16 protein-coding genes and 1 pseudogene are annotated in these 13,409 nt (G+C 56.4%); 9 read left to right on the top strand and 8 right to left on the bottom strand.

The features are described 5' to 3' along the window. The first annotated feature begins 448 nt into the window (after positions 1-448). Positions 449-928 carry a ribonuclease H-like domain-containing protein gene (locus NO876_RS11795; RefSeq protein WP_256421942.1) on the top strand — a complete coding sequence of 160 codons (480 nt, stop codon included), beginning with the start codon at positions 449-451 and terminating at the stop codon, positions 926-928. 299 nt (positions 929-1,227) lie between these two features. On the opposite strand, the gene NO876_RS11790 is transcribed toward NO876_RS11795, so the two are convergent. Continuing rightward, positions 1,228-2,607 carry a Cdc6/Cdc18 family protein gene (locus NO876_RS11790; protein WP_256421869.1) on the bottom strand — a complete coding sequence of 460 codons (1,380 nt, stop codon included), beginning with the start codon at positions 2,605-2,607 and terminating at the stop codon, positions 1,228-1,230. A gap of 281 nt (positions 2,608-2,888) precedes the next feature. Here NO876_RS11790 and NO876_RS11785 point away from each other — a divergent pair, with 281 nt between their 5' ends. Together NO876_RS11785 and NO876_RS11780 are read left to right on the top strand one after the other, a co-directional pair. Then, entirely contained in the window at positions 2,889-3,035 is a 147-nt protein-coding gene (locus tag NO876_RS11785) for a DUF2080 family transposase-associated protein (protein ID WP_256421868.1), read from the top strand. 3 nt (positions 3,036-3,038) lie between these two features. Then, positions 3,039-4,268 (top strand): RNA-guided endonuclease InsQ/TnpB family protein, encoded by a 1,230-nt coding sequence (locus NO876_RS11780; protein WP_256421867.1) that lies wholly within the window; start codon positions 3,039-3,041, stop codon positions 4,266-4,268. A gap of 952 nt (positions 4,269-5,220) precedes the next feature. On the opposite strand, the gene NO876_RS11775 is transcribed toward NO876_RS11780, so the two are convergent. Beyond that, positions 5,221-5,550 carry a DUF6788 family protein gene (locus tag NO876_RS11775; protein WP_256421866.1) on the bottom strand — a complete coding sequence of 110 codons (330 nt, stop codon included), beginning with the start codon at positions 5,548-5,550 and terminating at the stop codon, positions 5,221-5,223. 141 nt (positions 5,551-5,691) lie between these two features. Between NO876_RS11775 and NO876_RS11770 the strand changes: the two are divergent. Further along, positions 5,692-5,793: pseudogene (locus tag NO876_RS11770) on the top strand (transcriptional regulator TrmB); the annotation flags it as partial. A gap of 174 nt (positions 5,794-5,967) precedes the next feature. Here NO876_RS11770 and NO876_RS11765 read toward each other — a convergent pair. Further along, on the bottom strand, positions 5,968-6,990 hold the full coding sequence (locus tag NO876_RS11765; RefSeq protein ID WP_256421865.1) for a CPBP family intramembrane glutamic endopeptidase: 1,023 nt from the start codon (positions 6,988-6,990) through the stop codon (positions 5,968-5,970). A gap of 139 nt (positions 6,991-7,129) precedes the next feature. Between NO876_RS11765 and NO876_RS11760 the strand changes: the two genes are divergently transcribed. Together NO876_RS11760 and NO876_RS11755 are read left to right on the top strand one after the other, a co-directional pair. Further along, entirely contained in the window at positions 7,130-7,471 is a 342-nt protein-coding gene (locus tag NO876_RS11760; RefSeq protein ID WP_256421864.1) for an ArsR/SmtB family transcription factor, read from the top strand. Further along, on the top strand, positions 7,468-7,791 hold the full coding sequence (locus tag NO876_RS11755; protein ID WP_256421863.1) for a DUF7521 family protein: 324 nt from the start codon (positions 7,468-7,470) through the stop codon (positions 7,789-7,791). The genes NO876_RS11760 and NO876_RS11755 overlap by 4 nt, the downstream gene beginning before the upstream one ends. Positions 7,792-7,897: 106 nt before the next feature. Here the strand turns inward: NO876_RS11755 and NO876_RS11750 are convergent, their stop codons facing one another. Together NO876_RS11750 and NO876_RS11745 are read right to left on the bottom strand one after the other, a co-directional pair. Further along, positions 7,898-8,905 carry a M48 family metalloprotease gene (locus tag NO876_RS11750; protein WP_256421862.1) on the bottom strand — a complete coding sequence of 336 codons (1,008 nt, stop codon included), beginning with the start codon at positions 8,903-8,905 and terminating at the stop codon, positions 7,898-7,900. A gap of 465 nt (positions 8,906-9,370) precedes the next feature. Then, entirely contained in the window at positions 9,371-9,907 is a 537-nt protein-coding gene (locus tag NO876_RS11745) for an LURP-one-related/scramblase family protein (protein WP_256421861.1), read from the bottom strand. Between the two features lie 120 nt (positions 9,908-10,027). Here NO876_RS11745 and NO876_RS11740 point away from each other — a divergent pair, with 120 nt between their 5' ends. Next, positions 10,028-10,900 (top strand): SDR family oxidoreductase, encoded by an 873-nt coding sequence (locus NO876_RS11740; protein WP_256421860.1) that lies wholly within the window; start codon positions 10,028-10,030, stop codon positions 10,898-10,900. Positions 10,901-10,954: 54 nt separating this feature from the next. On the opposite strand, the gene NO876_RS11735 is transcribed toward NO876_RS11740, so the two are convergent. Genes NO876_RS11735 through NO876_RS11725 form a run of 3 tightly spaced genes read right to left on the bottom strand, consistent with a single transcriptional unit; the run spans position 10,955 to position 11,914 of the window. Further along, positions 10,955-11,251, bottom strand: a complete 297-nt coding sequence (locus NO876_RS11735) for a DUF7521 family protein (protein ID WP_256421859.1) — start codon at positions 11,249-11,251, stop codon at positions 10,955-10,957. Beyond that, the gene (locus tag NO876_RS11730; protein WP_256421858.1) at positions 11,248-11,571 is read right to left on the bottom strand and encodes a hypothetical protein; all 324 of its coding nucleotides are present in this window, start codon (positions 11,569-11,571) and stop codon (positions 11,248-11,250) included. The genes NO876_RS11735 and NO876_RS11730 overlap by 4 nt, the downstream gene beginning before the upstream one ends. Position 11,572: 1 nt before the next feature. Continuing rightward, positions 11,573-11,914 carry a winged helix-turn-helix domain-containing protein gene (locus tag NO876_RS11725; protein ID WP_256421857.1) on the bottom strand — a complete coding sequence of 114 codons (342 nt, stop codon included), beginning with the start codon at positions 11,912-11,914 and terminating at the stop codon, positions 11,573-11,575. 232 nt (positions 11,915-12,146) lie between these two features. Between NO876_RS11725 and NO876_RS11720 the strand changes: the two genes are divergently transcribed. Next, positions 12,147-12,974: a CPBP family intramembrane glutamic endopeptidase gene (locus NO876_RS11720; protein ID WP_256421856.1), complete on the top strand. Its 828-nt coding sequence runs from the start codon at positions 12,147-12,149 to the stop codon at positions 12,972-12,974. A gap of 19 nt (positions 12,975-12,993) precedes the next feature. Then, entirely contained in the window at positions 12,994-13,338 is a 345-nt protein-coding gene (locus NO876_RS11715; protein ID WP_256421855.1) for an ArsR/SmtB family transcription factor, read from the top strand. The last annotated feature ends 71 nt before the right edge of the window (positions 13,339-13,409 follow it).

The following is a 13,409-nucleotide window of genomic DNA, read 5'->3' as shown; positions in this document are numbered from 1 at the left end:
GGGGAAAGAGGCTGCGTTCTCATTTGTGCTCTGTCCGGGACACCGCAACCGCGTTGGTGACTCAAGAAATCGTTATCCTGACCCTCATCACGTAACTTATGCCGCTTCAACACCGGGCCGTTCAAACCTTCACTACGTCATACGTTGCCACTGAAACTGGTGCAAAAGTGGCTGTCAGCAATCTCGCGTTTTTCTCGTTGACTAGCGGTAGTATCGCGTCGCTGGGGGGGTGGTGAGTTCGCCGATCGAATGAATCGTGTCTACCTCGGAATCGGTGGTTCTCTCGCAACTGCGTTCTTGGTAGGAACTATCCTGTCCGTGAGCAAGTTTACCTCGGGATTGCCGTTCACTTCCGTGATCGGAATACTGGTCATCTGGTTCGCAGTTATTGGGGCCACGATGTACGCGACATATCCTGCGAAGAACGCGTTGATTGCAGAGAGAGCCGATGCGGCCCATAGCGGATCTGGCTGGTCGGCACCTACAGTTACCAGAACGATGCGTACCGACAATTCTTCGATCCGGACGACGAGTCAGCACTCCTTCAGGGCTGTCTGAGTACCTTAATGATCATAGCTTCGAGCCAATCATCTACTACGGAGGGAACTACTTCGACGAACAGTGTCTAAGTCGAAGATTCGACGAACACGGCATCACTGAGGGGATCGACCATCTGGAGCGAGCACACGACCTCGGGATAACTGCACAACAGGAACTCTTCGGGCTCTTCAATCGACATAAATTGGACGTCGTAGCAAGCGCACTCGGTTTTGAATATCAAGACCCGACCGTCACTGGATTCGTGGTCGGGAGCGAGTACACACGGTATCTCCTCGAGGGCGAAGAACCAGACTGGGATCGACTCAAACAGTACAATAACGACGATGTAACCGCGCAGAGAACAATCGTCGATCACATCAGATCGTAGGCTCGGGGGATATGCGGGGCCGTCAGCAGAATTACGTGAGGACGAGATCACCGTGGGTTTAGAGAGTCGTAACCAACAATTGAGCTATGACCCCCCGGACTGTTGGTTAATCCGACGATGCTGTCCGCCTTCTTGGCGTAGAAGGTCGTTATCTAGATAATCATTATTACGATAATGACTTGTGTGTTTCGCCTAATCGGAATTTATTACCCTGATTAACGTCGTTACGTGAGCGAGATAGGCAGAGAACCGTCGTCAATTCTGGACATACCCGGGGGGTGAGAAAAAAGACAGCTCCGTTACCCCAGCTTCTGCTGTTCGTTCAGCCAGTTCTTCGCGAGGTCATCGAAGTCGACGGAGTCGAACCGAGAGACTGCTTCGAGTACGTCGATTGCCGTCGACGGTTCGACGCGGAGTTCGAACGTGTATGCCTCGCCACCAACGGAGCCGGAGGCGGATTTGCGCGCGCGGATGATGCTCAGCATATCGAGTTCGATAAGGTGGTCGCGCATCCGACGTTGTGCCAGTTGATCGGCGTCGATATGGTCTGACAGTGACTTGTAGACCTCATAGACATCACGAGTCCGAATACCGGTGTGACCTCCGAGTTCGAGAATCGTCACCGCAGCTAGTGCGAGGTGGCCCTGTGTCGTGAGCTGTTCCATCCCCTCGATGATGAGTTCTCTTTCAGCCTCGCCCTGGGCAGTCCGAACGTGCTCTTCTTCAACACGTGCATCACCCTCGGACTCCGCGATGGCGGCGGCCTTTCGGAGGTACTTGATCGCCTGCCGGGCGCTCCCCTTGTCTTGGGCCGCGTATGCGGCACAGAGCGGGATCACGTCGTCAGACAGGACGTCCGAATCGATACGGAGGAGTGTGCAGTCGGCTCTGTCGACGTCGATGGCGTCGAAGGTCGTGGCAAGCGAGCCATCGTCGTCGTCGAGGTCAACGCTGAGCTCGAACTCCTCGCCGTCGGGAGTCTCGTAAACGAGCGACGTATCTCGGAACGCCTTGCTCGCACGTCGAGAGAGGATGTCACGGAGTTCGTTCGCGTCATAGGGGGCAAAGAAGATCGAGTCATCGTAGAGGCTGTCCTTCGCGGCAGGGTCGAGGTTGTCACGCCACTTGAGGTCGTTGCTGATGCCGATTATCGATGGATAGACGTCGTCATTGACGTAGTCTTTGTCGCGTGCACGGGGGAGTGAATAGAGGATTTTGTCGTCCGTGCCGAGATTGTCGATTTCGTCGAGGACGATGATGACGGTCCCGCCGATGTCGTTCATCGCGTCCCAGAGGTGGTCGAGTACCTTCTGCATCGGATGCCCATTGGGGTTCTCGCCACCGAGGACCTCACAGAGCCCACACGCGAGCGTGTAGCTCGAGGAGATCCCTTCACAAGAGAAAAACACCGTCGTTAGATCGAGATCCTGAGCATCGGCGAATGCCTCCAGCTCGGCGAGCTCTGCTTTTGCGGCCGCCGTCTTTCCTTGTCCGGCCTTCCCCGAGAGGAACGTGTTCTCGGCGCCGGCACCACGGGCGGCAGGCTTCAGCGAACGGCGAAGCTTCAAGATCTCGTCTCGCCGTTCCGGAAGCGTCGTGGGCGTGTGGCCTTCTTTGAGGTAGTCCTCGCCGCCGACCGCAAAGATTTCTGAGGTGGTGGAGTACGGGGACGAGTCCATTGTGCATATTTCCTGTCCTCACCCTACATAAAACCCCCGTGTCCGTAATGTCCGGTTTGTCCGAATAACCCCCCGTGACGTCCGGAATTAGTGTCCTATAAGCGGTATTTAACTGGAATTAGGCGCTAAGTCCCCTTCCTCAAGGAGCAACGCAGAGAGCGAAGCGACTGAGTAGCGCAGTAGGAAGGGGATACAGCGCCGCCCAATTCTCAAACACGTTCACCACCCGGCCCACAGGCCCACCGCTACCATTATGTATATCCATGGTCTATACAAAGACGATGGATAGGTTTGAAATCGAAGGCGAAGAAGTCCTCGACGGAACCGCAAAACCGTCGGGGAATAGTGCTCACGTCATCGTTCCCAAACGCTGGCGCGGAGCCGACGTGAAAGTGGTCCGCGTCTCCGAACCCGATTCAAACGAGTAAGATATGCAGTACAACTACAAGTATCGACTCAACCCGCCAGAAGACATCGCTGAGACGCTTCTGCACCACGTCGATACTTGTAGGCAACTGTACAATCACGTCCTCTCCAAACTCAACGAGGTAGACGACATTCCTGCTCGCTACGAGGTGCAGGGGAGACTTCCCGACCTCAAATCGTGGTGGGGCGACCTCGAAAATGTTCACTCGAAAGTCCTCCAGATGGTCGTCAAGCGCATCTACGGCAACCTCTCCACGCTCAAAGTGCAGAAGGAGAATGGGCACGCCGTGGGAAGCCTCAAGTGGAAACCGCCTCGGGAGTATCGGTCGCTCACCTACAACCAGTCCGGCTTCAAACTCAAGAATACGAGTGGTCGGTCTGTCCTGTGGTTGAGTAAGATTGGTGAGATTCCGATTCACCTCCACCGAGACATTCCCGAGAACGCGACCATCAAACAGGTCACGGTCAAGCAAGAACCCACGGGCGAGTGGTATGCCACGTTCGGTATCGACGTGGACGAAGCAACGCCGGAGAAACCTGAGAAACCAGAGCAAGTCGTTGGTATCGACGTGGGGATTCTCAAGTACGCCCACGACACTGACGGGTACGCCATCGAAAGTCCCGACTTCAGCGAGGAACGTGAGCGACTCGAACGCGCACAACGCGACCTCTCGCGGAAAGAACACGGCTCGAACAATTGGGAGAAACAGCGCAAGGTCGTGGCCGAACGCCACGCCGAGTTGAAGCGGAAGCGGCGAGACTTCTTGCACAAACTCTCGAACTACTACGCCACCGAGTACGACTTGGTGGCCGTTGAGGATTTGGACGCGAAAGGACTGGTCGAACTGCCGGGTAACTCACGGAACCGAGCAGGTGCGGCGTGGGGAACGTTCCTTCGGATGCTCGAATACAAGTGCGAACGCGAAGGAACGCACTTCGTCGCAGTTGACCCGAAAGATACGACGAAGGAGTGCGCGTCCTGCGGTGTCAAGACGGACAAACCGCTGTGGGTCCGTGAACACTCGTGTCCGTCGTGTGGGTTCGAGGCGGATAGGGACGCGAATGCGGCGTGGAATATTCTTTCTCGCGGTCTCGAAGAAGTAGGAGTGGTTCACTCCGAATCAACGCCTGTGGAGACTGCGCTCCCTGTGGATACGCCTGTATCTGCAAAGCGCGTCGTAGAAACAGGAAGCCCCACCCTCAAGGAGCGAACCGCGTCAGCGGTGAGCGAGTAGGGTGGGGTCGTTCACTCGTTTGACATCGTTTCACGTTAGAACAGAACATTCACCCGGGCCCCCGGGGTTGTCCGCAATTATCCAACGAAACAGTGGGGGAGAGGTAGTCGGTTCAACTGGGCCGTTTCCAAGAGAATCCAATAATTCGACACGATCGCCGGTGGTTCTCGGTGACGTATATAATATATCTTTCTATTAATAGTAGTAAGTAGTGTGTAGAGCATTCAAATAGACGTTTAAGATTCACATCCACAGCTGTTTAAGTACTGTATCGTCTATACTGTGTGAACTCGTATACCCTCATATCGTGGAATTGCGGACATCCCCGGGGGCGGGGGTCTGTGATGGATATCTTCTCATCGTTGCCGTGCTAAACAGGCTACATCAGACAAAGGTCACACCAGAAGAGTAGAGCATCAGAGCTGGTTGTTCTTGATATCGACAACTGATGTCTGTCCCAAGCGACTCCTCGTCAACTACGGGAATAGTGTGTCTTCCTCCTTCCCCTGGGGTTGATGAATTGCGGACGACCCCGGGGGCGGGGGTGCTATCTACTGATCCAATTGACCCATCGTCAGTAGCGTCGTCGTTGACTCCTCGTTTCCGAGATATAACGAGATCTCGCCTTAACCAACAGTTACTCCAGATTCACACTTATTGTAGGTTAAGACTGATCAACGATTACTCGAAAAATATTCCGCCAGACAATTGATCCACTCTCGGTCCGACTAGGAGTTCTTCTGAGAGGAGATCGAATTCCGGACAACCCGGGGGGCACTGGTGAGGGAATGACAGACGCGATTATCGAGATAACCGTCTCAGCGAGATATGAAACCGCGTGTCGTGAAATTGCGGACATCCCCGGGGGGTAAGCCATTAGGTCAACGTCCCATAACTTCGGCATCTTCCGACTACTCCACCAAAGATCGTACCCGAAGCAAAGTGGTTGCAATCAGTTTCTACCGTCCGACTCCACGGGCCCCTTATACTGTGATCGAACTTTCTCTCCATCCCGCCACTGCCAGTAGTAGTAGCGGTTGTTATTGATCTCCTTGATCGTGATTGTGGCCTTCGACGGGACGTCGTCCGGGAGGTCGTCTGGTCGATCCTCCACTTCTTCCTGATCTGCTGATTCCTCGAGACGGGCCTCACGTTCCTTGTGCTCGGCTAGCGCTTCGGCGTACGTAGCAATATCTTGGAGCCGTTCCGGGTCCGATTCGTTGAGTGTGTTAACGATCTCCGTCGGGAGGTTTGCCGGTGGGGTCGGGGGTTCGTAGGACATCGACTCTCTCTCCGTATTAACCAACATAACCCGCTAATCCATAGATTTGTTGGTTAAAACGATGGGGGACGGCTCCTGTGTCTGCTGTCTGTAACACTACTCAAAACTTCTTTATAAATAAATTTCGTACTATGTTACACCGTGCTCCGGCGCATCGAACTCGAGGTCCTCGCCAACGTCGACCGCGGCGACACGATCTCCGAGCTCGCGGCGAAGCTCGCCCACAGCGAGAGCTACCTGAACTCCTCGGAGAATCGTAGGGAGTGCCGCTCAGAAGATCAGCATCTGGGCGAGTACACCGAAGAAAAAGAGCACGACTAAGAACGCGACTCCAGTCCTTCGAATTTGCTGTCCGTAGGTATCGAGTTCGTGGTTTCCGTGAGTCACTATCACGTGCCAAAATGGTCGAGACGCAGTCTATGTTGACTCGGAATCAATAGCATACACAGACGCCACTCTCACCCTTATAGGGCCGTACTGGATCGTTACGTACCCGATCGAGAGTGCGGCGATGAGTACGACGACACCGACGTTAACGAGGCCTGATACGCCGACGAATCGTGTGGGCCCGGTGAATTCCGGGCGGAGTAGCGTGGCAGCGATCTCTGCAGTCTCCGGTCGGACATTACTCAATCCGTAGACGTTGTTGAACGCGAGGTTCGTTGCGAAATGTAGTCCGATCGGAAGTGCCAGCGAGTCGGTTACGATGTATGTACTGCCGAGAACCAGCCCCATCAACACCCAGAACCCAAGCGCGGGTAGCGAGGTCGCTTGGTCAGCGTGAACGGCGCCAAACAGTAGCGAGGACGCACCGAGTCCGGCCAGCACCGCACCGCGTTCCGAAACCCACTGCGAATGGAATCCTTCGGCGGCGTTTTTCAGCACGAGTCCGCGAAACAGAAGCTCTTCCCAGATCCCGACGAGCAAGAACTGGACGACGAACGCGAGTAGAGCCAGCGCAAAGGGAAGTGCGTTCGCAGCGTTGCCCGGTGACAGCACAGCCGCGGTGTATGCCCAGCCCCTGGTTAGATGCACTGCAAGTGCCAGTCCCCAGGCGACGAATGCGATGACGACACCGACACTCGCATCACGAAGCCATTCCGGTCCGACTTCCAGGCCGTATTCGGTGACTCGGCGGTGATCGACGTACTGAGCCCAGACCACGATCACGAAAACCACGGTACCAACAATAAAGACGTTCTGAGCCAATCCCAGCACCGACGGCGGGAGATCGCTATTCCCGAACAGTACAGACGGGAGCACCTGTGAGCCGATAGCGACGAGAACGAACGCGCCGAGGATCCGCCACAGTGCACGGGGGCGGCGTTCAGTACGATTCCAGAACGGGGCGAGTAGTATCCGTTTGAGCTGTCTCTGATGATCTGTCTCTCCAGTAGAGCCAGTAGCCTGTTCGGAGGGATCGTCCGCATCGCGGGGCATATTTGACTTCGACATCGGTACTGAAGCCTGCACGTGCCATATCAAAGAGCGCCGTCGCCTGGTTTCAGCGGTTGAAGCCAGGCGCAACCGATACGGGTACCGAACTGTTATTGAGAACGACATAGATGTGGCAGTTGTGGTGTCGGATGGAACGGACGCGGCGGCTCTCACAGACCTCCTCGCGGATGACTGTGCCCGGCACATCCTCATCGAAACGAAAAACGATCCCTGTTCGGCATCCGAACTCAGCGCACGGATCGACGCGTCGGAACCGACGATCTACCGCCGCCTCGAACGACTCCAACAGCACGACCTCGTGTCCGAAGAGATCCGACCAGTCACGGACGGGAAGAACTACAAAGTGTACCAGGCGCAACTCCACAGCGTCACGCTGGAACTCACCGATGAGAACTTCGAGATCACCGTCTCCCGTCGTGAACGGATGGCCGACCGCTTCACTCGCTTCGTCGAAAACAGATGACCACGCTTGAACTACTCCTCCAGTCGATCGATCTCGATACGCTGAGCCGTATTCGCACCTACAGTGAACTGATCTCCGTCGCGCTCGGCTTGACGATCAGCTACCTCGCGTATCTCGGCTACCGGCGGAACCAAAGCCGACCGATGCTGTTTATCGCTCTCGGATTCGCGCTCATTCTCGGTGTTCCAGGGGCTGCACTCGTGATCTTAGGATTCGGGCTCGACGTACCGATCCCGATCGTTAATAGCGTCGGGCAAGTCAGCGAACTCGCGGGGCTCGTAGCGATCCTCTATGGGCTGTGGACCCCGCAACGCACATAGCACCTGGAACGACAGATCGGCTGAAGACATACGCGGATTCCCTTCTGTTTCCGAGCACCTCCCATAGGTTTCCACGAACGGTTCGAACGTTTCAGGTCGTTTCCCATCAAGACCGTACCTTTGGTGCTGAGTGCCGTTCTTGGCTGCGTTCGTAAGCAGCGAGTTGTTCGATGCGGTCGTCCGTTGGTGGGTGTGTTCGGAACAGCCAGCGTTCGAACCGGTGGAGTCGTTTGCGAAGCCACCAGTACGACGGTTCCGTGTTGCCCTCTGGACCGAGCATCACCTTTTCGAGTTCTTCCGGTTCAAGCGGAAGAATTGACAACGACGAGATACCGGACGCCTCACGTAAATCTCGGTTTGGCGTCTCCGAGATATCTTGATCGAGCCGTTTGAGTGCACTAGCGAGGGCCGCAGGTGATCCGGTAATCTCTGCTGCGGCTTGGTCTGCGGCGTGTTCTCTCACTCTGGACAGGCGAGCAGTGATTGCGTTTCCGAGTCCCCAGACAAGCGTCGATATGAATGCGAGCGGGACGATGACGATTGCGGCCCACCCCGGATTTTCAACGTCTGCGAGTCGGGATCCGAGACCATAAGCGAGGATGACTGGCAGTGAGACGATCGTCATTACCATCGCATCCCGGTTTTTCACGTGTGCGAGTTCGTGAGCGACTACGGCTTCTAGTTCGACAGTTCCGTCAAGAGCGTTGAGCGTCCCGCGAGACAGAATCAAATGGACGTTCCCCGGTCGAAATCCGACGGCGAGTGCTTCGGGTGTTTGACGTTCCGAGAGCGCGATGGTCGGGACTGGAATACCGATTTGTGATGCGATGCGTGTGACGACCTCGTACAACGCTGGCTCGGCCTCCCTATCGACACGTTGGGCGTCAGCAACTCGCTCAATCGTGTCGATCTGCCTGTATTCGAGATATCCGACGGTCACAATCGTCAGCGTGGTAATCCCTGCTGCGAGGGGTGATGCCGGGCTCACGTCAAAAAACGTGAGAACGCCATAGAGAACAGCCCAGACCCCGACGAGAAACCCCACCGTAACGACCGCGAGTCCACTAATAGCAGCAACCATCCTCACCGTAAGCGACAGCGATTTGGAGGGCATATCAGAGAGATTCGAATGACGGGATAAAGAAGTTTGATTTCCCAGTAAACGTTCCGACTATGCTGAATTCGACGTGTATGAGGTGATATCGTAGTTCTCGAGGCTGGCGCACAGACCTACCAGCTTCTCGCGTGACAACTACGGGAGATACGTTGCGAGGAAGTTGATCACTCGATCCAGCGTTTCGTTAATTTCTTTTTCCTCGCTGTCGGCGTCGTTCTCGTCCTCAGAGGATGGCTGGTTCATACGTAGGTCTTTGAGTTACAGCGTTCTGTATGTTCGCCCAGGTTCATACCGAGTCCTTCCCGTATCTCATCCAGTCGGGCACGAGTGGGGAGCGACCAGTCATCTTGTACCCACGCACGGCCTGCACGGGCAACTGCACTGACCGATGCGAGAGCTCCCAGCGTCGGCACGACAAACACAACCTCGAACCAGGCGGGCGGCCGGTTGAACAGCGTCGGTCTATTCATCGACGCCACCGTGACGGCGACACCGATTACTGCGACGATGAACAGCAAGAGGCCGGCGACGCCAGCACCGGCCATCCATCGAGCGCGAGTTGCCGACGGCGGTGGGATCGTCGTCGCGGCAATCGTGGTTCCGCGCGAGGGTGACGAGTGCGCCGCGGGAGTTGATCTCGGCAAGCAGCGACCGGTCGTCGGCGTCGCGGATCCGCCACGTGTCTTGTAACAGCGAGAGGTCGTTATCAAAGATAACGAGTTCTTCGTCGGTATGGCTGTCCGTGAGGAGATAGTCGCCGGCGATATCCCACGTATCGATAGCCTTCACGCGACAGATTTCAGTCCCGTCGGCGTCGACGAATGGGAACTCGTCTTTTTCCTCGTACATCTGGTACGTGGTGCGAAAAATCGTGTCGCCCGCAACGTCCCTCGCTTCGTACGCGGGGCGAAAGTTCTGATCCCGTCCAGTCTGCTCGACGGAATACTGGCGTCCGGAGAGGTCGATCGCGGACAGCCCATACTGTTGTGAATATGTCATAATCTGACGTGTCGAACCCTGGCAGAAGTAATCACTGCTTGCGATGGCACGACAACTTGATCCGATCGCACTCAGTACCGAAACTCACACGCATCTGCCGTTCGAATCCTGCAACGATACGTGACAACCAGTGCGGACACACAGCGCGTCGTGGTGCTGACCGGCGGGACGAGCGGCATCGGTCGCATCGCTGCAACGGAACTCGCTACACAGGGTGCGACCGTTGCCGTCATCGGCCGAGACCAGACGCGCGGAGACACACTCGTCGCTGACACGACTCCGCTCGACGGCGATATCCGATTTCACCAGGCGGACCTCGCAACGCAGGCCACCGTTCGTTCTCTTGCGACGGAACTCCTCGATACCTATGACCGGATTGACGCCCTCGTTCACAACGCTGGGCTCTCAGCTCACCGTCGCACCGAAACCGAGGACGGCGTCGAACTCACGTTCGCCGTTAATCACCTTGCCCCGTATCTCCTGACACACGAACTACTGGACCGACTCAGAACCTCAGAACCAACCAGGGTCGTCGTTACGGCCTCAGATATCCACCGTCGCGCCACGTTCGATTTCGACGATATCCAGTTCACCAACGAGTACGATTCGCTCCAAGCGTACGCCCGCTCGAAACTCGCCACGGTCGCGTTCACACTCGAACTGGCCGACCGACTCGAAGACACCGAAGTCACGGCGAACTGCTTCCACCCCGGTTTCGTCCCGTCGACGAACCTGTTCCGCGACGCCCCGATCTGGACACGAGCGATGGTCCGAGCGGCAGCCATCATCCCCGGTATCGGCACTACCCAACAGGAAGGCGCACGGCGACTTTGCCACCTCGTCACGGCCCCGGAATTCGGTGATGGAACCGGCACGTACGTCACCGGAGAAGGAATCACCTCTCCGTCGACGGAAGCGACCGATCCAGAGAACCGGCAGCGGCTCTGGACGATCAGCGCCGATCTGGTCGGTATCGACCCTGACTGGCCGTAGTCGACGTTCAGCTCATCCGAAACCAGTGGTGAACGCGTCCGGTATTAGATGTAGTTACGCCATAATGATAGCGTACAGCACGACGCACAGCCCAATCACCGTCACGAGACCTCGGCCGAGTAAGACAACGCCGTTCCCCGCACCAGTGATGTCCGCGAGTAGAACCGCCACGAAAACGCCGGCTGTCAACAGACCGATACCGATAGCAAGCGCCCGCATCTTTTCGGAACCATTCCGTTGGTACCCCCGATACGCCAGCGCAGCGACAAACAGTCCGACGATAGCAGTCAAGCCGCGTGCTACCAAACCCACACCAAGTAGTTCTATCACCAGCAGACTGTCTATTATCACCGAGCCCCACCTCCGTACACGGTCCACAGGATCGTCCCAAGGCCGAACAGCTCACAGACACTGACAAGCACTGAACGACCGACGACCCCAATACCGGTCGCCGTCGGCAACCCGACACGAAGCAACTCGGGTACCGTTATCAAGAAGATGAGGCCGACGGCGAGCCAAAGCGTCCCGCGGTGAGCGGGTCCTTGACGGTAGCCGCGAACCAGAACCACGGCGATAATCAGCGAAAGCACTACTGAGACCACAGAGAGGACGAGCACGCCGAGTGCTATGAACGGGTCAGTCCCAGTCGCTTCCAACTGTAAGAGACGCATCTCAGGACAACCCCTCAAACAGCTCTGTGAACCTGTCGGCAGGGTCGGTTGTCGACCGTGTTACATCTACCTCGTAGGCCCCATCAGCGAACGCAACGGTAACAGCCTCAACAGTCGCCGCATACCGCTTGTAATGGTGACCATCGGGGTCAATTTCTTGCTTCTCGGTCACGAGGTCAACCTCCAGCAACCGGTTGAGACGGCGATACGCCGTCGCATCGGACATCTCACAGGCCGTACAGAGTTCATCGACTGACATCGGTTCACTTGTGAGGTGAGCGAGGATCGCTCGGGCGTACTCGTCGTCGAGTAACGCTAAGACGGCATCCTCGTCCTCAACCATATGTATGCCAAGCCTGGGTATCAATTAAAAAACCCGCCACGGCTTCTGAAGCGGAAGCCGTGCCTGGGATGCTACTTGTACCCGTCCTCTTGAACCGTGTATGTCGTTACAATCGAGGATTGACCGTATTCTACCGACCACTCTCCGTCAGAGGATTCTGCAACTCCTCTGGCCGGTCTGGAACTCTGAGCAGTGCCGACTCCGTGCACCGCTACGCGCGCTATTACCGACAGTGCTAACGTTTCTCGTCCTCGCAATCCTCCAGACCGAAATACGGGCCAGATTCGACCATCCAATACGAGAACTCCTAGAACTAACGGGGATTGCCGTCATTCTCCTCGGCGCAGTCCTTCTCAGTGCACGAGTCATTGACCGACGGCCCGTGAGCGGGTTCGGTCTATCGCTCGATCGAGAATGGTGGCACTCGGTTGCTGTCGGTGGGCTCGTCGCCACAGTAATCAACGCTGGTGCACTTGTTGTGTCTCTCGGTACTGGTTGGGCCACGTTCGGTGGCGTTATGCAAGGATCCGGCGACCTGCCGTTCCTACCAGCGCTTGGAGTCGTGTTCGCGTATATCGCCTTCGCCGCTACGTGGGAAGAATTCATCATCCGCGGTGCGATGCTGACGAACCTTGCCGAGGGAGCGACCGGATTCGTCCCCCGGTGGATGGCTATTGGACTCGCAGTCACGGTCAGTACACTCGTGTTCGCGTTTCTTCACGGCGCGAAAGTAACGCACCTGAGCCAGTACGGGTACTACCTGATAGCTGGACTCATACTGAGTGGCGTATACGTTCTGACCGGGGAACTCGCTCTCAGTATCGGCTTTCACGTGTTCTATAATTTCACACAAAGCGCGATATTCGGACTCGGACATTCACAGCAGACCCCGGAACTCCTCGCTGTCGACATCGTCGGCCCATCGCGGTGGGTCGGAGAAGAAGGGCTCGTCTTCGTCGGGTTCGCCCTCCTCGGCGGCCTCTTGCTACTCGCGTATGTTCGTTGGCGTGATGGACCACTCGAACTCAGCGACCGCATCACCACGTACAACAGCCGATAACCCGTCTCAACCAGAATCTATGCCAACTGTATTCCCCCACCACACCCCTGTCGACCACACGCCGCGTGAACGAACTCGCGTCGTCATTGACGACGGCCCCCCGACTGACGTGCTCCGAACAGTTTCCTCGGACACAGCACAGCAGATACTAGCGGCGCTTGACGACGAGCCAGCGACAACCTCAGACCTCGCAGAGGGTGCCGACACATCTATCCAAAACGCGAAGTACCACCTTGAACACCTCTGCGAAGCCGGCGTCGTTGAGGCTGTAGACACGTGGTACTCCACAAAAGGAACCGAAATGACTGTTTACGCGCTCGCTGTGGAAGAGTTAGTCATTCACTTTACAAACCACACCGGATAACAATAACGGTGATGTGACCCAATGACGGCATCCCGCTGATAGAGATTTTCTCAAAATCGCTCATATCTCGT

The organism is Halobellus rarus (genome assembly GCF_024494595.1).
GTDB classification, from domain to species: domain Archaea; phylum Halobacteriota; class Halobacteria; order Halobacteriales; family Haloferacaceae; genus Haloquadratum; species Haloquadratum rarum.
The sequence above is the reverse complement of the archived record's forward strand: the minus strand, read 5'-3'. Positions and strand labels throughout refer to the sequence as shown.

What these genes read in the sequence shown, in the direction of transcription:
- NO876_RS11775 (WP_256421866.1), bottom strand. Translation starts at nt 5,550, where the DNA reads ATGTCCTACGAACCCCCGACCCCACCGGCAAACCTCCCGACGGAGATC.
- NO876_RS11730 (WP_256421858.1), bottom strand. Translation starts at nt 11,571, where the DNA reads ATGCGTCTCTTACAGTTGGAAGCGACTGGGACTGACCCGTTCATAGCA.
- NO876_RS11715 (WP_256421855.1), top strand. Translation starts at nt 12,994, where the DNA reads ATGCCAACTGTATTCCCCCACCACACCCCTGTCGACCACACGCCGCGT.
- NO876_RS11745 (WP_256421861.1), bottom strand. Translation starts at nt 9,907, where the DNA reads ATGACATATTCACAACAGTATGGGCTGTCCGCGATCGACCTCTCCGGA.
- NO876_RS11765 (WP_256421865.1), bottom strand. Translation starts at nt 6,990, where the DNA reads ATGCCCCGCGATGCGGACGATCCCTCCGAACAGGCTACTGGCTCTACT.
- NO876_RS11795 (WP_256421942.1), top strand. Translation starts at nt 449, where the DNA reads ATGCGGCCCATAGCGGATCTGGCTGGTCGGCACCTACAGTTACCAGAA.
- NO876_RS11780 (WP_256421867.1), top strand. Translation starts at nt 3,039, where the DNA reads ATGCAGTACAACTACAAGTATCGACTCAACCCGCCAGAAGACATCGCT.
- NO876_RS11785 (WP_256421868.1), top strand. Translation starts at nt 2,889, where the DNA reads ATGGATAGGTTTGAAATCGAAGGCGAAGAAGTCCTCGACGGAACCGCA.
- NO876_RS11725 (WP_256421857.1), bottom strand. Translation starts at nt 11,914, where the DNA reads ATGGTTGAGGACGAGGATGCCGTCTTAGCGTTACTCGACGACGAGTAC.
- NO876_RS11750 (WP_256421862.1), bottom strand. Translation starts at nt 8,905, where the DNA reads ATGCCCTCCAAATCGCTGTCGCTTACGGTGAGGATGGTTGCTGCTATT.
- NO876_RS11755 (WP_256421863.1), top strand. Translation starts at nt 7,468, where the DNA reads ATGACCACGCTTGAACTACTCCTCCAGTCGATCGATCTCGATACGCTG.
- NO876_RS11790 (WP_256421869.1), bottom strand. Translation starts at nt 2,607, where the DNA reads ATGGACTCGTCCCCGTACTCCACCACCTCAGAAATCTTTGCGGTCGGC.